This is a genomic window from Bacillus sp. FSL L8-0099 (genome assembly GCF_038006385.1).
Classification (GTDB): domain Bacteria; phylum Bacillota; class Bacilli; order Bacillales; family Bacillaceae_G; genus Bacillus_A; species Bacillus_A toyonensis.
On sequence record NZ_JBBOVC010000001.1, the window covers coordinates 2,292,542 to 2,312,962 of the forward strand.

18 protein-coding genes, 1 pseudogene, 1 riboswitch and 1 other annotated feature are annotated in these 20,421 nt (G+C 33.8%); of the genes and pseudogenes, 13 read left to right on the forward strand and 6 right to left on the reverse strand.

The window, feature by feature from the left end:
* Positions 1-308: 308 nt before the first annotated feature.
* Together MHH42_RS11760 and MHH42_RS11765 are read right to left on the reverse strand one after the other, a co-directional pair.
* Positions 309-1,676, reverse strand: coding sequence for an alanine/glycine:cation symporter family protein (locus tag MHH42_RS11760; protein WP_016108350.1), 1,368 nt, complete (start codon positions 1,674-1,676; stop codon positions 309-311).
* 107 nt (positions 1,677-1,783) lie between these two features.
* A riboswitch (glycine riboswitch) is annotated at positions 1,784-1,904 on the reverse strand.
* Between the two features lie 209 nt (positions 1,905-2,113).
* On the reverse strand, positions 2,114-2,695 hold the full coding sequence (locus tag MHH42_RS11765) for a hypothetical protein (RefSeq protein WP_000721819.1): 582 nt from the start codon (positions 2,693-2,695) through the stop codon (positions 2,114-2,116).
* A gap of 342 nt (positions 2,696-3,037) precedes the next feature.
* Here MHH42_RS11765 and MHH42_RS11770 point away from each other — a divergent pair.
* The 8 genes and pseudogenes from MHH42_RS11770 (at position 3,038) to MHH42_RS11805 (ending at position 12,298) form a co-directional block, all read left to right on the forward strand.
* Positions 3,038-3,258: pseudogene (locus MHH42_RS11770) on the forward strand (hypothetical protein).
* 212 nt (positions 3,259-3,470) lie between these two features.
* Positions 3,471-4,091: a DUF4937 domain-containing protein gene (locus MHH42_RS11775; RefSeq protein ID WP_000925134.1), complete on the forward strand. Its 621-nt coding sequence runs from the start codon at positions 3,471-3,473 to the stop codon at positions 4,089-4,091.
* A gap of 185 nt (positions 4,092-4,276) precedes the next feature.
* The gene (gene rluF / locus MHH42_RS11780) at positions 4,277-4,984 is read left to right on the forward strand and encodes a 23S rRNA pseudouridine(2604) synthase RluF (RefSeq protein WP_001222161.1); all 708 of its coding nucleotides are present in this window, start codon (positions 4,277-4,279) and stop codon (positions 4,982-4,984) included.
* A gap of 121 nt (positions 4,985-5,105) precedes the next feature.
* Positions 5,106-5,328, forward strand: a binding site (T-box leader).
* Between the two features lie 44 nt (positions 5,329-5,372).
* Complete coding sequence (gene thrS / locus MHH42_RS11785; RefSeq protein ID WP_000663078.1) at positions 5,373-7,295, forward strand: threonine--tRNA ligase; 1,923 nt, start codon at positions 5,373-5,375, stop codon at positions 7,293-7,295.
* A gap of 249 nt (positions 7,296-7,544) precedes the next feature.
* Positions 7,545-8,312, forward strand: coding sequence for an ABC transporter ATP-binding protein (locus MHH42_RS11790; RefSeq protein WP_000106414.1), 768 nt, complete (start codon positions 7,545-7,547; stop codon positions 8,310-8,312).
* Between the two features lie 11 nt (positions 8,313-8,323).
* On the forward strand, positions 8,324-10,207 hold the full coding sequence (locus MHH42_RS11795) for an FtsX-like permease family protein (protein ID WP_016108351.1): 1,884 nt from the start codon (positions 8,324-8,326) through the stop codon (positions 10,205-10,207).
* A 221-nt stretch (positions 10,208-10,428) separates the two neighbouring features.
* Entirely contained in the window at positions 10,429-11,295 is an 867-nt protein-coding gene (locus MHH42_RS11800; RefSeq protein WP_000495108.1) for an ABC transporter permease subunit, read from the forward strand.
* 1 nt (position 11,296) lies between these two features.
* A complete protein-coding gene (locus MHH42_RS11805) occupies positions 11,297-12,298 on the forward strand; it encodes an ABC transporter permease (protein WP_000267901.1) in 1,002 nt (333 codons plus the stop codon).
* A 45-nt stretch (positions 12,299-12,343) separates the two neighbouring features.
* On the opposite strand, the gene MHH42_RS11810 is transcribed toward MHH42_RS11805, so the two are convergent.
* The gene (locus tag MHH42_RS11810; protein ID WP_016108353.1) at positions 12,344-14,044 is read right to left on the reverse strand and encodes a pyruvate oxidase; all 1,701 of its coding nucleotides are present in this window, start codon (positions 14,042-14,044) and stop codon (positions 12,344-12,346) included.
* An 81-nt stretch (positions 14,045-14,125) separates the two neighbouring features.
* Positions 14,126-14,863, reverse strand: a complete 738-nt coding sequence (locus MHH42_RS11815; protein ID WP_340893407.1) for a ZIP family metal transporter — start codon at positions 14,861-14,863, stop codon at positions 14,126-14,128.
* Between the two features lie 155 nt (positions 14,864-15,018).
* Here MHH42_RS11815 and MHH42_RS11820 point away from each other — a divergent pair, with 155 nt between their 5' ends.
* A complete protein-coding gene (locus tag MHH42_RS11820) occupies positions 15,019-15,885 on the forward strand; it encodes an MBL fold metallo-hydrolase (protein WP_340893409.1) in 867 nt (288 codons plus the stop codon).
* Positions 15,886-16,051: 166 nt separating this feature from the next.
* On the opposite strand, the gene MHH42_RS11825 is transcribed toward MHH42_RS11820, so the two are convergent.
* A complete protein-coding gene (locus tag MHH42_RS11825; RefSeq protein WP_033660544.1) occupies positions 16,052-16,993 on the reverse strand; it encodes a nucleoside hydrolase in 942 nt (313 codons plus the stop codon).
* A 33-nt stretch (positions 16,994-17,026) separates the two neighbouring features.
* Positions 17,027-17,629, reverse strand: coding sequence for a DUF2441 domain-containing protein (locus tag MHH42_RS11830; protein ID WP_016108357.1), 603 nt, complete (start codon positions 17,627-17,629; stop codon positions 17,027-17,029).
* A 223-nt stretch (positions 17,630-17,852) separates the two neighbouring features.
* On the opposite strand from MHH42_RS11830, the gene MHH42_RS11835 reads away from it, so the two are divergent.
* The 4 genes from MHH42_RS11835 (at position 17,853) to MHH42_RS11850 (ending at position 20,138) form a co-directional block, all read left to right on the forward strand.
* Positions 17,853-18,335, forward strand: a complete 483-nt coding sequence (locus MHH42_RS11835; protein ID WP_001143433.1) for a hypothetical protein — start codon at positions 17,853-17,855, stop codon at positions 18,333-18,335.
* A 175-nt stretch (positions 18,336-18,510) separates the two neighbouring features.
* Positions 18,511-18,936: a DMT family transporter gene (locus MHH42_RS11840; RefSeq protein WP_000676419.1), complete on the forward strand. Its 426-nt coding sequence runs from the start codon at positions 18,511-18,513 to the stop codon at positions 18,934-18,936.
* 19 nt (positions 18,937-18,955) lie between these two features.
* A complete protein-coding gene (locus MHH42_RS11845; RefSeq protein ID WP_340893411.1) occupies positions 18,956-19,651 on the forward strand; it encodes a Crp/Fnr family transcriptional regulator in 696 nt (231 codons plus the stop codon).
* Between the two features lie 16 nt (positions 19,652-19,667).
* Entirely contained in the window at positions 19,668-20,138 is a 471-nt protein-coding gene (locus MHH42_RS11850) for a DMT family transporter (RefSeq protein ID WP_087950329.1), read from the forward strand.
* The last annotated feature ends 283 nt before the right edge of the window (positions 20,139-20,421 follow it).

The window sequence follows — 20,421 nt, forward strand, 5'->3', positions numbered from 1 at the left end:
AAAAAGAGGGGATTCTTACCGAGATATTTATGTTGAGGTTCATTGTATTTTAGTATTACTTCACTATAATTTATGTGTGATGCTAATGATTTTTAGAGTAACCAACACTGATAATTTTAAATGAAGTTTACTTAATAGAATATAATGTACTAAACATATTCTTTTATTTACTTTAGTGGAACTTTTTTAATAAAATAAAATAAAAGGCCCTACATTTTGACCAATTTCTTTTTCAAAATGTAGGGCTGTATTCTATATAAAATTAATATTTATAGTGAAATTTGAACTACAGTTATTTTAAACACAGATTAACTTGCCTGTTTTTTATGGTTTTCTTTCAATTTCTCTGCTTGTAAAAAACGATTCGTTTCAGCGACAACGATACCACTTAATCCGATTAGGCCAATTAAGTTTGGAATTGCCATAAGTCCATTTGCAATATCAGCAAATGTCCATACGATACCAAGTTTTAAATTGGCACCAATCGCAATCATCACGATAAAGATTGCTTTATAATATCGAACAGCACCTTCTCCAAATAAATAAGCGACACATTTCTCACCGTAATATGACCAGCCTAAAATAGTAGAGTAGGCGAATAAAATTATGGCAATACCAAGGATCATACTACCAGCGGTGCCGAATACAGATTGGAATGCAAGTGTTGTAGCTTCAACACCGGTTTTACCTGATTTCCATGCTCCAGTTGTAATTAATACAAGTCCTGTAATTGTACAGACGATAAATGTATCAAGAAAAGTACCCGTCATAGAAACTAAAGCTTGTTTTGCAGGTGAATCTGTTTTTGCTGCAGCGGCCGCAATAGGAGCACTACCTAAACCAGCTTCGTTCGCAAATACACCGCGCGCCATTCCGATTTGAATAGCTGATGCGACTGTTGCTCCAATAAAACCACCTGCGGCTGCTGTACCTTGAAATGCACCAGAAAAAATAAGTGAAAATGCTTTTGGAATTTGATCAAAGTGATAGAAAATAATAATAAGACCAGCAATTATATAAAAGAAAGCTTTAATAGGAACGATAAATCCCGTTACTTTCCCGATTTTTTTTACACCGCCTAAAATAACAATAGCGATTAAAAATGACATTAATATACCAGTTAAAGCAGGGGGGAAAGAGAAATTAATTCGCATTGCCTCTGCAACTGAGTTAGATTGCACCATATTACCGATCCCGAAAGAAGCAGTTGTACCGAATATAGCGAATAAAACAGCAAGCCATTTCTTACCTAAGCCACGCTCTAAATAATACATTGGTCCACCTGAATATTCACCATTTTCATTACTAACACGGTATTTCACTGCTAGAATTGCTTCGGCATACTTTGTTGCCATTCCGAATAAAGCGGTAATCCACATCCAAAAAATTGCACCAGGACCACCAATTGTAACAGCTGTTGCAACACCGGCGATATTTCCCATACCAATCGTTGCGGCCATAGCTGTCATGAGTGCTTGGAAGTGGCTAATATCTCCAGAAGATGCCGTATCTTCTGACTTTTTAAATGCTATTTTGTGAGCGTATAATAGTTTACTAAACTGTAAACCTTTCAAACGCACTGTGAGAATGATACCAGTACCAACGAGTAGCAACAAAGTTGGCAATCCCCACACGTAATGATTCATTTGTTCTAATACTTTACTTACTGTCTCCATCTTTATTCTCCTTTTTTAGAAAAAATAAAAACCACTTCAAGTAAATGAAATGGTCTCTGGAGAAACAAGGAATAGAAAAATAAACCGATACAAATCGGCATTTTCCTTCGCTTGTCTCTGTCCTTTTTACCTGAGAGATTATCCGCTAAAATAGCGGATTTGCTCCTTCGGCGCTCTTTTTCCTCCGCGCTATTAAAAGCGAGAGGGAGTCTCTCCAGAGATTCGTCCCCATGCAGTTCTACTTGTAACCAAGACCTGAGAGTTTCAAAGTTGGTATTACAACTTTTTGCCCCGTCGGTAGATCAATTGACCTTCTCCTGAATGGTTCATCCGAATTATAAAATTAATATACACATTGAATGTAAATCAATAAAAATATTATAGACAGATAAACTGTGAATTGCAATCTTTTTTTTATTTTAAAATAGTAAACAGTTTTATTTTTTAGAAATTCCTAATTTATCTTTAATTTCATTTAAAGTAGATAAAGCGATGACAATATGTTGATCGGCAAGCCCTAAAGCCTGTTTTGTATTTTCAATTATTTCATTGGCCGGAGTAGAATTATTGTATTTATCAATAATTAAATCTGCTGCATTTTTCATGTAATTTGATGCGGATTTAAACTGAGTTGTGAATTGGATTAGTTGTTTTTGTATATGTATATCCGTTATGCTTTCTTCGATTTTTATCGTGTCTATTTCGTTCATAAGTGTTTCATACTGTTTGGAAACAGCACTCATTGTAGCTAATAGTTTATTTCTATCCACTGAATCTCCGTTCGTGTTCATCTCTTCCCAGGCAGGCAACCAATCTTTTTCGATAATGTCATTATAATTAGTAGTCAATTCCTTAATTTTAGGTTGTAATTTAGTTTTGAAAGTTTTTGTATCCACTGTTTCTACAGTTGCTTTTTCATTATCATTTTTATTTTTACCATTAGTTACGTAGAAAATCGTACCGAAAATGATGAAAATAGAAATAACTACTGTCCATTTAGTAAAAAGAATTTTCTTCAATATGTAACGCCTCCAAAATTTAAAAACTTATAATTATAATATATAACAATAATGTTGTTTTAAATAGAGAAAATAAAGTTAGAAGTGATTTGAATTACATCTTTTTTATACGTAACTAATTAAAATTAGTAAAAAGATGAAAGGAATATGTAAGAAAGGGGAATTTTAGTGAAAGTGAATAAAAGAAAACTAGTTTTAAATATTGTAACGGCTATGTTATTAATTGGTGTATCTCGCATTAACGGGCAGTAAGACCCCCACTTCAAAATGCAGCGAAAGCAAAGAAGTTAGGTGGGGGATGAAGAATCCCAAAATGATTAAAGTTTCACTTTATTTGCACTCATTTATGTAGACAAAGAATCTAAAATTGAAAAATTTCCAGTACCAATGTCAGCAATCCATATTAATGATGATAATGAAGAGGTTTATACATATATAAGTGTAATGCTTATTATAAAGGCAAGTGGATGGGAGCCAGCCTAGTTAGTTTTAAAAAAGTGGAACGAAAGGTAAATGTAAAACATTATCCGAGAGAAATTACGTATTATTTATTTGAGCAATAGATATACAAGGGAGAAAAGATTTCGATGTAATTCCTATAGAGCTACATTTTTTATATTCCGAATTATTTGAAATGAAAACAGATAGATGGTTTGATAGATATAGTGCAAAAAAATGATTATTTGTACAAAAGTAGAAGTTTTTAGTTACCATAGTTTTGTTATGTAAACTTATTGTTGTAAGAGAGAGATTGTATAATAAGGGGGAAGTAGAAATGTTACTAAAAACAATATTTTGCAAAGTGGGAGAAGAGAAAAGGGAGATGTTTTCGGCTGCTCAAGAAAAATGGCGTGATTTACAACATTTAGATGGTTTTCATGGGCAATTTGGTGGATGGAATGAAGATGAGGCATGTGTATATACTTTATGGGAAGATAGAAGTGCATATCAATCATTTATGAACGGTGCTCACGATACAATTTATTTAAATAGTAATCAAAAAGATACGTTTCTTTCATGTGAAATTGAACTATTTCAAACGTTGTATGATATAAATGATAAGCCTTTGCAAAACGTTGTTACAGAAGGATCATTCGTAAGAGTTGCCATATGTGATGTAAAGGGAGAAAAAGAAAATCATTTTTTACATAAGCAAGAAACAATTTGGAATAAAGGAATGGAGAATGCAAAAGGGATGTTAGGTGGAGTAGTTGCGAAGTCTTTAAAAAATGAAACTCGTTACATAGTATTAACTTATTGGGAAGATGAAATGGCGCATCAATATTATGTGGAAGAGGGTTTTCCCATGTTGTATAAACTGGCTAACATTCATGAAGATATAGAAGAGATAAGAAGTAAACAAGCTGTATGTAAGGAAGAATGGCTTGTATATTAAGTGCAGAAAAAGTGTATAAATGAATGTATAATAAAGATAATTTCTTGTAAACAAGAAATTAATAGAAGACGTCATATACCCTTTCATGTTAATATATTTAAGTTAAAATAGGAGGCTTACCCTTTTGTATTGTACGGTAGAAGCAGTGTGAGCTTGAAATTTTTTATGAAAAGGATGTGCCTAACTTGCGTATCAATAAATTTATTAGTGAAGCTGGAAAAGCGTCTCGACGCGGAGCAGATAAATTAATTAATGAGAGAAGAGTAATTATTAACGGTAAGGTTGCAAAAATTGGTGACCAAGTAAATCCAGGTGATGATGTACGAGTGAATGGAGAGCAACTTCGTATTGCTCGAGACCATGTGTATATCGCTTTAAATAAACCAGTAGGTATTACATGTACAAGTGAAAAAGCAGTAAAAGGTAATATTATTGATTTAGTGAATCACCCTTTACGTATTAGTCATATTGGACGTCTCGATAAAGACTCAGACGGTTTAATTTTGTTAACGAATGATGGCGATATCGTTAATGAGATTTTACGTGCTGAAAACAAGCATGAGAAAGAATATATCGTTTCAGTGGATAAGCCAATTACACCTGATTTCTTAGAGAAAATGGCAGCGGGAGTTAAAATTTTAGGTACAAAAACACTTCCTTGTGAGGTTACACAGTTATCAAAATATGAGTTCCAAATTATTTTAACACAAGGGCTGAATCGTCAAATTCGCCGTATGTGTGAAGCTTTAGGTTATCAAGTATATACGTTAAAACGTACGAGAATTATGAATATAGAATTGAATAATTTACCAGTTGGGCAGTGGAGAGATTTATCGAAGAAAGAGAAAAGACGTCTATTTTCAGATTTAAATTACGAACCACAAGATTGGTAAAATTGTGAAGTGAAACCAAAAAAATTTGGTTTCACTTTTTTAAATTAAATAAATAATTTTTTTAAACACTTGCAAAAATAAAATGAATAAGATATATTAAATAACAATAAATGGATGTTTTATAAAAGCAAAGAAAAGGACACGAGTTATTTTACCCGGTTATACAGAGAAGGAAGGAAAGCTGAGAACTTCCTAACGCAGAAAAATAACTTACCACCTTAGAGCTGCACTGGGGAAATGAAGTATCTAGTGCCGTGTAAACGACGTTACCGTAAAAGAAGCCATTGTAGGTTTACAATGGGAATCTGGGTGGAACCACGGGTAAAAGCACGCTCGTCCCTATTTTAGGGATGAGTGTGCTTTTTATTATGAAATGGAGAGATGAAAAATGAAAGAACAGATGATTGAAATTAAATTTCCAGATGGTAGTGTTAAAGAATTTGTAAAAGGAATTACTTTAGAAGAAATTGCTGGATCAATTAGTAGTAGCTTGAAAAGGAAAGCAGTCGCGGGGAAAGTAAATGATCAGTTATATGATTTACGCCGAAATATTGAAGAAAATGCGGAAGTAGAAATCATTACTATAGATTCAAATGATGGAGTAGAAATTGCAAGACACTCTGCGGCACATATTTTAGCGCAAGCTGTAAAAAGATTATATGGTGATATAAATCTTGGGGTAGGGCCTGTTATTGAAAATGGATTTTATTATGATATGGATCTTCCAAGTAGTGTAAACGTAGAAGATTTACCAAAAATCGAGAAAGAAATGAGAAATATTATAAAAGAAAATATAAGTATAGAACGAGTTGAGGTTTCTCGAGAAGAAGCAGCAAAACTGTTTCAAGAAATGAACGATCGCTTGAAATTAGAACTTTTAGAAGCAATTCCTAGTGGGGAAAGTGTAACACTATATAAACAAGGTGAATTTGTAGATTTATGTAGGGGGCCACATGTACCATCTACAGGTTATTTGAAAGCATTTCAATTAACTCACGTTTCCGGTGCATATTGGCGAGGTGATAGTAATAACCAAGTGCTTCAGCGTATATATGGTGTTGCATTCTCTTCTCAAAAAGAGTTAGAAGAGTATTTACATTTTGTTGAAGAAGCAGCAAAAAGAAACCACCGTAAGTTAGGTAATGAACTTGAGTTATTTATGTTTTCTGAAGAGGCTCCGGGAATGCCATTTTATTTACCGAAAGGCCAAATTATTCGGAATGAATTAGAAGCATTTTTAAGAGAAATTCAAAAAGAATACAATTATCAAGAAGTACGCACTCCGTTTATGATGAACCAAGAAGTATGGGAGAGATCAGGGCACTGGGGCCATTATAAAGATAATATGTATTTCTCAGAAGTAGACAACAAAAGTTTTGCATTAAAGCCAATGAACTGTCCAGGACACATGCTTATGTTCAAAAATAAATTGCATTCTTATCGTGAATTACCAATTCGCATGTGTGAGTTCGGTCAAGTGCATCGCCATGAATTTAGCGGAGCGTTAAACGGATTATTAAGAGTACGTACTTTCTGCCAAGATGATGCTCATTTATTTGTAACACCAGAACAAATTGAGGATGAAATTAAATCCGTAATGGGGCAAATTGATTACGTATATAAAACTTTTGGATTCGAATATGAAGTGGAGCTGTCTACTCGTCCAGAAGATTCAATGGGTGACGATAAATTGTGGGAGCAAGCAGAAGCCGCATTAGAAAATGTATTACAGTCATTGAATTATAAATATAGACTAAATGAAGGTGACGGCGCATTTTATGGACCGAAGATTGATTTCCATATTAAAGATGCCTTAAATAGAAGTCACCAGTGCGGAACAATTCAGCTTGATTTCCAAATGCCAGAGAAATTCGATTTAAATTATATAGATGTGAAGAATGAAAAGAAAAGACCAGTTGTTATTCACCGAGCAGTTTTAGGTTCGTTAGACCGCTTTTTAGCAATATTAATTGAACACTTTGGAGGCGCGTTCCCGGCATGGGTAGCACCAGTTCAAGTGAAAGTAATTCCAGTTTCAAATGCAGTTCATGTACAATATGCAAATGAGGTTGCAGATAAATTAGCACAAGCTGGAGTTCGTATTGAACGAGATGTGCGAGACGAAAAGTTAGGATATAAAATAAGAGAAGCACAAATGCAAAAAATTCCTTATGTTCTTGTTATTGGGGATAAGGAAATGGAAAACGGATCTGTAAATGTACGTAAATATGGGGAAGAAAAGTCAGAAGTTGTTGCGCTAGATGTATTTGCGGCAAGTATGGAAGAGGAAATAAAGAATAGAAAATATTGATTAAAAAGAAAACACACCATTAGAATTTGGTGTGTTTTCTTGTTTACCTTACAAAAATGTAAGGTAAATGTAAGAGAAATCGAATGAACGAGTTTTAGAAAAGTGAGAATATGAAGGAGGAAAAAGGTTCATGTTACTTGTGCATCTCTTTCTGTTTGAAAAGCTAAAAAATAGTAAGATTTTACATGAGTGAAAAATAAGAATTATATGAAAAAAATAATACTATACAAAAGGGATGGAGTGAAAGAAATGTCAACAAATGTAGTTACTGTAGAAAGTGTAGAAAAAACGTATGGGAAAAGAAATGAGAATCAGTCAAAAGCATTAAGAGGCGTATCATTACATATTAAGGAAGGGGAATTCGTCGGGATCATGGGTCCTTCTGGATCTGGAAAAACGACTTTACTTAATGTGATTAGTACACTGGATCAAGCGACAGGTGGTAGTGTGACGATAGCTGGTACAAATATTACTTCTATGAAGGGGAATGCATTATCAGATTTTCGTTCTCAAAAATTAGGATTCATTTTTCAAGATTTTAACTTACTAGAAAACTTATCAATTTATGAAAATATTGCTTTGCCTCTTTCTTTGCAAGGTGTACCGTCAAGTGAGATTACAGGAAAAGTAAATGAGGTTGCGAAGAAATTAGGAATTACTGAAATTTTAACAAAATATCCGACTGCTGTTTCTGGTGGGCAAAAACAAAGAACAGCGGCAGCACGAGCTTTAGTACATAATCCGGCAATCGTATTAGCAGATGAACCAACAGGAGCACTTGATAGTAAAAATGCAAAAAGTTTATTAGAAGCAATGCAAGATTTACATGAAAATCACAATGTAAGTATTTTGATGGTTACACATGATGCGTTTAGTGCAAGTTACTGTGAGCGTATTTTATTCATTCAAGATGGTCTTCTTTATAAAGAATTAAATCGTCAAGGCACTCGAGAGAATTTCTATCAAGACATTTTAGGTGTGCTCGCTCATATGGGCTCAGCTGCTGAGTCTAAGTAGGGGGCGAAACAATGTTATTTAAATTATCACGTCATAGTATGAAAAAGATGTTAAAAGATTATATGGTTTTACTGATTGGTCTCGTTATTAGTATTAGTATTTTCTATATGTTCCAAACGATGGCGATGAACAGTGAATTTACAAAAGATAATAGTCTCATTAGTAGTATTAGACTCGTCTTCTGGGTAGGTGCAATATTACTTTCTTTCATAACTGTATTTTATATTATATATGCCAATTCTTTTTTACTTACATTAAGAAGAAAAGAACTTGGTATGTATATGATGCTTGGAGCGAAAAAGAAAAAAGTAGCACAGTTATTATTTATTGAAACATTCGGTATGGGTATTGTCAGTATTATTATCGGTATTTTAGTAGGAATGTTACTTGCAAGTGTAGCAGGAAATTTTTTAATGAATGGCATGGAAATTTCAGCAAAAGGTAGTTACGCATCTGTATACACACCAGCTATTTTAGTTACATCTATTTTCTTCTTAATACTATTTTTCATTACGGGTATAATGAATAGCATTCGATTGTTACGTAAAACAGAACTAGAGTTAATTCGTGAAGATGAAACACTAGATGAAGTAAAGAAAAGTAAAACTCGCATTATTATAATGACAGTACTGGGTGTATTACTAGTAAGTACAGGGTATTATTTTATGGTAAATATAAGAACATATGCTGAACTTGGTTTTATAATAGCGACGATTGTTACAACACTTGGAACGTACTTTATTTTTAGTTCATTGCTCCCATTTTTTGTGATGAAAATTAAGGGAAATAAAAAACGAAATGAAATGGGCTTAAATAGTTTTACATATGCACAGTTACGCTTTCGAGTAAATAGTTTATCGAGAGTATTAGGAACTGTAGCGATGTTAATTGCATTAGGTGCAGGGGCAATGACAGCAGGTATGGCATTTCAAAAAAATGTAGGCATTATGACAGATTTCTCACGTGTATATGATGTCGTAATTCATGATCCAAATGATCAAGATACAGCAGCATTAAAGGAAATGGAAATAGTTGAAGAAAGCAAGTATAAGTATAAAGTAGATGGAGAAGCGGTGTATTACTTACGTGACGATTTAACTGCGAAACCGCCACTTATTTCCGACCGCTTTAATATGGAAACTTTAAAAGAGCCTGCGCGTAAACGGGTGGCTGAACCTTTAACTGAACCTGTATATTCTGCTTTGGAAGCTCCCGAAGCAGTGAATAAACTTCCTCGTATGCCAAAAGATTGGGAAGATGCGGTTGTAAGAGAAATACAAATTACACATAATCAATTTAACGGAAAGCCTGTAAGAATTGCTGATGAAGAGCATTATAAAGGAATTCAAGGAACAGAACATACTGTAACATTAGCAAAAGTAGATGATATGAAAAAATATAAACCATTATTGATCGAAATAGACAAGAGACAAAAAGAACAAATTGAAAAAACAACAGGTACAAAAGTAGACATATTTACGAAAATGACAATTTATCAGTTAACGAACAGTCTCATGAGTGGAACAATGTTTATGGGGTTTTTCCTCGGAATTGCCTTTCTAGCAATGATGGCAAGTTCCCTTATGTTCAAAATATTAACGGGTGCTTCTCGTGATGTACGACGTTATGAAATGTTACGAAAAATAGGCGTTAGACGTAGTATGCTGACAAAAAGTATTTATAAAGAAATTTCATATTTATTTATCTTCCCAGCGATCATTGGAATTTCCCACGTTTTAGTAGGGCTTAACTTATTCAGCTTTATTTTAGTTGACCCGTTTGTAAAAGTGTGGGTGCCGATAGGAATATTCTTAGTCATTTATTTTATCTATTACTGGATAACTGTTCAATTGTATAAAGGTATGGTAATGCCGAAAGAAGAGGTAGCGAAATAGTTTATGAAAAAAGTCCTTGTTTTGAAAACAAGGGCTTTTTTGAGCTTGTAATGAATCAAGAAGGGAAATGTTGGATAATAGTCGAAAGATATAATAAAACTTCCAAAAAATGACGGGGATTGCTATGTTTTTTAGAAAGAGGAGTTAATTTGTTAAAATGTATAGGTACTATACATAGGTTTTATTTCTAAATATTCATTTAAATAGAAAGGATAATAGTTATGTTCACTCGAATTGGTAAGTGGTGTGGAGTTACATGTTTACAATTATTTGCGGCACTTATTTGTATCCTTTTTTTAGGGGCACTTCCGCGTTTATTTAAAGGACTGCAAATTGATTTAATCGGTTTTTGGGACACAGTTCTGTTTCTCGGGGAGAAGTTACTAAAACCGGGTGAAATTACGTATGGATTTCGGAACTCAAGAAAGTTATTTCCACAAATATGGATTCATTATGTAGAGACAATGTTTGTATTTATTTCGGCATTTATACTTTCTTTACTCATTGCGTATGTTATCGTTGTGTGGGTATTGCAGCGCTCTCAATCAAAGCAACGTATATGGAATGGAGTTTTCGTCGCACTTGAAAGTATCCCGGACATTTTATTAATTTTATTATCTCAACTTCTAGTAGTAATTATCTTTCAAAAAACAGGATTTATGCCAGTGAAACATGCGGGATTTGGTGAGGATAGAGCTCGTATGTTACCAATAATATGTCTTGCTATACCTACAACGTTATTATTTATGAAGCTACTATTATTACGTTTTAGAGAAGAATTAGAGAAAGATTATAGCATATTTGCAAAGAGTAAAGGACTGAGTTTAAGACATGTTTTGACGCACCATATTTCAAGAAATGTCTTGTTAACAACAGTCTATTATGCAAAAACAAATATTTTATTTATGTTATCAAATTTATATATTATTGAATGGCTATTTAATACGTACGGCATGTTTGTTTTTGTAAAAGAAAATTCCAAATTAGAAATATTTACAGTGAGTTTAGTTATATTATACGTACCGCTTTTTATACTATTTCGTTTATTACATACGCTTTTAAAAAATGTTATAAAGGAGCGTGTGTAACATGTGGCAAGTTGTAAAAAGAGATGTGAGATTTTGGCTAGGTGTTACTTTTTTGAGTGTATTAATGATTGTTAGTATTGGAAATACGGTGTTTTTTGACGGAAATATTCGTGAATTAACAATGATGTATAACGAAAAAGGAGAATTAGAGGCTGCTCCGTTTTCACCATCGAGTAAATTTTGGTTTGGAAGCGATGAGAAAGGACGCGACCTTTTTCAGTTAATAATAGAAGGAGCGAAATGGACAGTTGGTGCTAGTATCGTTATCGCAATTTTACGTGTAGTAATTGGCGGAACTATTGGTTTATTGCTTGGTATGTACAGTAAACGCTCATTTTCAGTTATCTCATCTTTTTTTGATCCGTTTAGTATTGTACCGATGATTATGATTTCCTATTTTATGTTAAATGAAGTTTTAATGTTTGAAAGTGGAGAGGAGGCTGCTCCGTTTCATTTACGGGTTACGTTTCAAATTATAGTTCTTGCGTGCCTTGCTGTACCAACTGTTATGTTGTATACGGCGCAAGAAGTAAAGCGTATTAAGAATGAAGAATTTATGTTGGCTGCTACTGTGCTCGGAGGGAGTAAGTGGCAGCGGTTGAAACGCCATGTATGGCCACATATGTTACCATCATTTCTTTTATTAGTAGCCCAGCAATTTGTAAGCACCCTATTACTTCTCTTACATCTTGGTTTGTTAGAACTGTTTTTCGGCGGAACAATAATCTTTGGTATAGAGGCGGATAGTGTAACAAAAGAATGGACAGGATTAATTGGTCAAAACTTCCGTCATTTAACTACTCATACTTGGATCGTGGTCATACCAATTCTTTTTTATAGTATGACAATCTTATCTGGAAATTTGATTAGTAATAGTATGCAAGATGCAATTAAATTAGGAAATGTGAGAAGGCCAAAGGGGGAAAAGAAAAAAGGGAAAGTAGAGAAACAAATACAACCGACTATGAATGATTTTTCATTCTATAGAGAGGTACAAAAATAAAAAAAGATAGCTGAAGACAAATCGTTTTCAGCTATCTTTTTTCGTTTAAAGTGGAGGTAAATCAATTTTACCTTCTTCAAATAATTCTTTTATCATATGTTTCGTATAACCAGCTGCTTGACCAAATGTGATTTTTGCTGGCATTGGTGCTTCGTTTACATCTACAACTACATCAATAATACACGGCCTGTTTTGTTTTACTGCACTTTCGAAAGCAGGTAGTAGTTCATCTAATTTCTCAATACGGTAGCCAATACCGCCGCACGCCTCTGCATATTTTGCGAAATCTGGATTCGTTAAATCGGTGCCGAATTCGATATTACCCATAACTTCTTGTTCGAATTTAATCATGGCAATTTTATTATTGTTCAATACGACGACAACGATTGGTAGTTTATATTTTACAGCTGTTACAAAATCGTTCATAGTCATTCCAAATCCGCCGTCACCACAAACTGCAAATACTTGTTTATTCGGGAACGCAATTTTTCCAGCAAGTGCACCAGGTAAACCGCAGCCAAGTGTTGCGAGCCAGCTTGAAATGATAAATTGCTGGTTCGTCATACGGAAGTGCCTTGCTGTCCAGACCGTTACATTTCCGACATCAACTGAAAGAATGGCGTCATCTTCTGCTACTTGCTGCAATGCATGCATAACGCGTTGTGGTTTAATTGGAGTAGAGGAATCTTCTTCCTGACCGTGTAATTTTTCTTCCCACTTTTTCATCATTTCTTGATGATGCTCTAAGAAGGAATGGTCCTCGTGTTTTTCTACATTTTCAATTAACCATTTTAATGTTTTATCAGCATCACCGGCTAAGCCGATATCTGTCACATAACGCTTCCCGATTTGGGCAGGATCTGTATCGATATGAATTGTTTTTGCCTTTTCAGGTAAGAAACCAGTGAACGGATAAGAAGTACCCACCATAATTAAAGTATCCGCGTGTTTCATTGCTTCATAAGATGGTTTCGTTCCAATTAATCCTAATCCACCGATGCAAAGTGGGTGTTCATCAGGAACAATTCCTTTAGCTGGCAATGTAAGTACGATTGGAGCGCCGATATATTCTGCGAATGCAAGTAAAGATTCTCTTGCATGTTTTGCGCCTTTACCTGCTAAAATAACAGGTTTTGTCGCTTCATTTATTGCGAGTTTCGCTGCATCTAAATCTTCTTTTTGCGGAAAAAGTTCAGGCAATGTAAAAGAAGTGTTTGTAACACGAGCTCCATTTTTCACTTCGAATTTCGGAACGTCATCCGGAATAGTGAGAACAGATACACCTTTTTTCGTATAGGCCATACGAATCGCTTGATTCACTACAGCAGGTAGTTGCTCCGCTGACATAATGCGCTGGTTATAAACTGCAACATCATCAAACAATCTTTCTAAGTTTACTTCTTGGAAAAAATCCGTTCCGAGTAAATCGGTTTCTACCTGTCCTGAAATTGCTAGCACAGGAGCCTTATCGAGTTTTGCATCATATAAACCGTTTAATAAATGAATAGCTCCAGGTCCTGCGATTGCCATACAAACACCGAGTTTCCCTGTTAATTTCGCATAAGCGGCCGCTGCTAATGCGCCAGCTTCTTCGTGGCGAACTTGGATGAATTTAATTTTATCTTGTTTTTTTCTTAAAGCTTCAATGATAGAATTGATAGAGTCTCCAGGCATACCGTATATATGTTCTACTCCCCAGTCAATTAATAAATCAACTAATGCTTCACCAGCTGTTTTCCCAAACATAATTGTTCCTCCTCATAATAGGTAGATAACATTATGTTTTGGAGAAAAAGGAAAAATATACAAATAATAAATTTTTTAGCTTTAATGATGACCAGCGAATAAAGTAAACACTGTTATTAGTAAAAAACCACTAGTTGCCCACATGAGAAATGTAGGGAAAGAGAGCTGTTTCTTAGCTTTCCAAAGCATTTCATGAATTGTGACATAACCAAGTGAACCGATAGCGCTTCCCATAATGAGACCTTGTAAATGAAGAGCTTTTCCTTCCATTAAAATGCCAAACACCGTACCGGTACCGAGAATAAGAGAAAGTAATAAAGTTGTTAATAGAAATGAAATATATTTATGTTTTGTAAAAAGAAAGGGGATAATTAAAGCTAATCCTTCTGGAATATGGTGAACGACGATTGCTATTAAAAAGGGAATGGCTGAGTCAGCATGATTAATAAAAGCTGTGCCTAACGCAAATCCACTCGGTATATTATGAATAAATATAGCGAAAGAGAGAAACAGGAATGTTTGCCATGCTTGTTGATCTTTTTTATGTATCATTGGATGGTGACAATAGTTATCTAATAAGCTCATAACTAAAATACCGATAGCTATACCAAGTATAGGACCAATCATTTCATAGCTTGAAAATGTTTCAGGAATAATTTCAAGGGATAAAAGGCCAAGCAAAATACCACCACATAATGCATATAAACGATGCATCTTTTCTTCAATTAGTTGACGTGTTGCAACTCCAACAGCACCTCCTAATAGTAATCCACCGAACGAAAAAAATGTTACAATCATTGGAATCCATAAACGCTCCATAATATCACACTCCGATTGTAGTCCCTTATTTTTAACTTACGAAAAGTTAAGTTGGATTAGTCCAAGTAATTGTGTTTGAGTATAGAGAAAAAACTAGCAATTCGTTATAATTTATATATTAAATTTAAGTGGGAATATGAAAAGGGGAATTGATTATGCAGCAAATTAAAAAAATAGGAAACTCATTTTGGTATATGACACCTGTTTCTGAAACAGATAGACCTATATTAGGAATGGTCGTTGGAAAAGAAAAAACTTTAATGATTGATGCAGGGAATTCAGAAGAACATGCACACCTGTTTGTAGAAATGCTAAAAGAACAGAATGTATCAAGTCCTGATTTCGTAGCATTAACACATTGGCATTGGGATCATATTTTTGGATTACCTGTACTACAAGAGGCATTGTCTATTGCACATTCTGAAACGAAAAAAGAGATGAGTAAACTTGTTTCTTATGAATGGACAGATGAAGCGTTGGACACACGTGTAAAAGAGGGTATTGAAATTGAATTTTGTGCGGATTGTATCAAAAAAGAGTTTAATGAAAAAGCGAGAAATATTAAAATTATTCCTCCAACTTTAACATTCCAGAATCAACTTGAAATAGATCTTGGTGAAGTGACATGTGTGCTAAAGCATGTGGGCGGAGATCATTCACATGACTCTGTTGTTATGTATATAAAAGAAGAGAAGATATTGTTTTTAGGAGACTGTATATATGCAGATATTTTTTCTTCGAAGTGGAACTATACGACGAAACGAACGTTTACATTAATAGAAGAATTAGAGAAATTTGATGCTGAAACTTATATTCTTTCTCATGGAGAAGCTATAGATCGGGCTGAATTTTTACAAGAAATTCATTTGCTAAAAACAGTAGGAACTTATACAGAAGCTCATAAAGGCGATGAAGAGAAGATAAAGGAAGCGTATAAACAAGAGCTAGATAGAGAATTAAATGAAGATGAGTTAGAAACAATAACGTATTTTGTAAATGGTTATGAAATGGTTAACCTGTAAAACGCAACTTTAATCAAATAGCCTTAAACTGTACAAAAAGAGTATTGAAGTTTACTTCAATACTCTTTTTAATAAGTAAATATTAAGCCGCAACCAATTTGAATTTTTTTGCAGGCTCATCATCTGAAGCTATACGACTTTATTTATTTTTCGTATAGATAGAATTTCAAGTGGAAGCTTTCTTTGCTAAGTCAGTTATATAGTTGAAAAAACCATTGTGGTTTACATTATAAACGACATTTACAGGTCGCCCATCATCAGTTTCCACTGTACGCCCTTGGCTAGGTCCGTATGTATGAACAATACTTTTAATCGTTTGTACCTTTGCAAGGTCAGCTTTCCCAACAAACGCAGCGGTTAATACATCCCACAAATAGTAAGTAGAGTTCGTTGAAAAGTGAACGAGAGGAGGAACCATCGCATAGCATTGACCAAGGAAATCAACACCAATATATTTACGCTCTTTTGCCCACTGTTCACGTATGTCTATTGTTAACGGAACTTGATTTGTACTTTCTAGTGTTACTAAGTCGATTTCAATCTTCGCCTCCCATACACGATCTACTGCTTCAGGGTCCCAAAACGAATTCCACTCAGCCGTTCCATCGTGTTCCGGCTCATGTACATTGCCTGCAGTCCGAAATGTACCGCCCATCCAAACGAGACGTTCAATTTTATCTTCGATTATAGGAGCCTCATATAATGCACGGGCTAGGTCAGTTAGCGGCCCTGTAAATAATAAAGTTGTTTTTCCTTCCGTTTGTAGAAGAGTTTCTATTAAATGATGATGCGCAGGTTTGGCTGCTGCAGGTGTTGCAACTTTTCCATACTCATTTAAAATGGGTAAAGCATCTACATAAAATGCATGCATTCGCCAGTCTTTCGGAAATGGATTTTTTCCACGAGAGTTTGACGCTGCTACTTCGATATTACCTTTGCCGAAGCGATCAATAATTTTACGACTTGCAGACATTGCGGGTTCTAAATAACAATCTGCAGGGATAACTGAAACACCTGTAAGTTCGACATTACCCATCTGGAGTAATAAAAATAGTGAAATTAGATCATCTACACCACCATCATGATTGAAGTACACCTTTTTCATCATTGTAATCTCCATTCTCTAATATTTAGCCAAGAATTAAATTTTAATTTTGGAAAAATCATCGATAATTTCCACCACCTGAATTTTCCCATTAATCAGTAGCTCAGGTAATTCGCTTTTGCTATTTCCTTTCCAATAGTCTCTAGCCTGTTCAATTTTTCTGGAGAAAGAAATACCATCTTCTTTTGGTAAAAGATTTCCGTCGCTTTCAAAAGAATTCCCACTCACTAGTAGCTTAACAATCTGTAAAACATCTCGGTTGTAAGAATCAAATAACGCTTTCCATTTCAAAGCATCTTCATAGCTTTTAGAAGCATATAAGCAAGACAACCTTGAAGGGTATTCAGGATATTCTTGCAGCCTAACCATTTCGACAATCGTTTCCCTAACAGCTCTAATTGTTTGATCCGTATAATTCATAACTACTTGAGCATTTTCATTATTTATATGTAGTTCGTTATTTATATAATTGCTTTTTAAAATTTGAATAGAATCTTCGCCAGTAGCATTTAATTGTTCTCTTTCAAAAAAGAAGTGATATAAAGTATTAGTTTGATTTTTATCAAAATGAATGATTTGTCCGGTATTCATTTTTTTCTTTGTAACGATGTGATATGCGTAAAATTCTGCTTCATTCATAGTTATCCTCCTAGTAGTAATATATTTCAATGTTAAATTTAGTAATTCAACATTGAAATATATAAAACCTTTATAAGCATACAGTTATAGAATGGGAAGATTTGAGTGAAGAGTGAAAGAAATACACGTAACCGCTTTCGAAATGTTCACAAAATGTTCACTTACGAAGGAGTTTCCAATATCGATATAATGGCAAAGACTCAAAGAGAAGGGATGATGAAAGTTGCCAACAACAAGAAAGGAAAGCCTCCAATTCGGTATGATGATGTGCCTAGGGATGGTTATCGTAATGACGTTTTACAATTTATTATTGAACGGAGCAGGAGGGCCAATTCATATTAAGGAGATCGCATTAGAACTACTAATTGGATTTATGATTGCGTTATTAATTGAGATATGTATCGTTGGACCTTGTGCGAAAAAAATTGTATTCGCGATACCGTTTAATAAATCGAAGAAAATAAATATTATAGTAGCGATGGCTACAGCTATGGTAATCGGAATGGTTTTCTTTATGTCATTTTACGGAATGGCTATGATGTATTTACATGGTGGACTACAAGGGGAATCATTTGTTTCAAGTTATTTTTCAATTTTTATTAAAAATTTCATTATGGCTTATCCATTACAATTAATTATTATGGGGCCGCTTGTGCGTTTCTTATTTGCAAAGTTTGTTATGAAGAAGACTGTTAATGTAGCGTAGTTATAATATGTAAAAAATTATATATTAATAAAAATATAAAAACACATCTCAAATTTTTGAGATGTGTTTTTTGTTCATTTCTAATTATTTTCATAGTGATGTGACATTTGTCCTTTTGCCTTTTAGGGTCATAGCTTTTAATTAAGTTAGAAATAAAAAATTAGGAGATGATTTTTTGAAAGGCATTGTATTTGCTGTTTTTGCTGGTGTATGTATAACACTTCAAGGAACCTTTAATGCGAAACTTAGTTCACATATCGGCATATGGTCAACGAGTATTATAACGCATTTAATTGGGTTCCTTATTGCAATAACTATATTTTTGTTAAAGAAAGAAGAGAAAGTAACGGATTTAAAGGGTGTGAAAAAAACATATTTAGTAGCCGGTGCATTTGGTGGATTCATTATTTGTGCAGAAACTATGGCGATATATTCAATGGGGGTTACATTGACAGCTGGCACACTTATGGTTGCTCAATTGTTAACAGCAACTTTCATTGAAATAAAAGGACTGTTCCATATAAAAAAGATACAGATGGAGAGATATCATATTGTGGGAACAATAGTAATGATTATAGGGATTGTAATATTTAATATGTGAATAGAAGGAGGAAATGAGAATGGAGAATAGATCAGATTTAATTATTCATTATTCGAAAACTAATAAAATATTTGAGATTTTTTCAGAAATAGATACAGCTTATTTTCAAATAAATCATTTTGAAAAAGGCAAGTTTATTTGCAATATAGATGACGAAATGGATCGTTTATATTTTGTAGTGAAAGGTAAAGTAAAAGTTTATACGATTACACCAGAAGGAAAGAAACTAATTCTTCGCTTTATCAATCCATTGGCGGTTGTTGGTGATCTTGAATTGATACAAAAAAGCAAGACTCATAATGTCGTTGAAGCTTGTTCAGATGTTGTAGCTATCTCCATTTCTAATACGGTTATTAGAAACAAGTTATTACATGATCCTATATTTATGAACTTCTTGCTTGAAAACATTGCGAACACGTTAAAAATATCGACCCGTTTTACAGCTCTAAATTTACTTTATCCAGTAGAAGTGCGTGTAGCTAGTTATTTACTATCAATTTCAACCGATAGTAACGGAAATATGTATAAAGAGGATTTAGATGCAACTTCCATATCAAGTATTGCTGATTTTATAGGAGTAAGTTATAGGCACGTAATTCGGGTGTTACAAAAATTAAATAAAGAAAAATTAATTGAAAAGAAAAATGGAGTTATCGTAATTAAAGATTTTTCTAGAATGAAGGAAGTTGCTAAAGATAATATATATGAGCAATGAAAGGGAGAGGAATATTTTGATTGGATTTAGTTTAGCTATATTTGCTGGAGTATTAATTAGCTTACAATCTGTTTTTAACACAAAGGTCAATGAATGTGTAGGACAGTGGTTAACAACTGCATGTGTTCTTGGAATAGGTCTCATAAGTTCTGGTCTATTTTATATCATAACAGAGAAAAGTATTAGCATTAATTTTTACACTACAAATTATTTGTTTTATATAAGTGGATTTTTTGGCATTGGATTAATTATTTGTATAATGGGTGCAATAAAGAGTTTAGGTCCAGCGTATACGGTGTTAATTAGTCTTATTACACAATTAGTTGTTGCATTATGTATTGATACATTCGGATTGTTTGGAATGGAGAGCGTTCCAATACAAATAAATAAATTAGTTGGAATAGGTGTATTAATTGTAGGGGTAGGAATTTTTAAAAATCTATTTTCGAATAAGAAAGCTATTCATATAAACAAGGATAGGGTCTAAAGAATTTAAAGAAAAAAGGTGTTAATGATTAGAATAATTACACTTAGCTCGAATGGCTGAGGAACAATTAACTGGCCAATATAGATTAGACTAAGTTAAAGAAATGAAAAAAGAAACTATATATAAAACGGGTTCTTTTTTACATAAATTTCAAGATTTTTGATGGTGAACTAGAAAAATGGCTTCTCAAATTCTTTTAAAATGATCCTTTAAAGTAGAGTTAATACCATAGGTATCATTAGAGAAAAAACCTCATATGAGTAGTCAGAGGGTGTTTAAATAG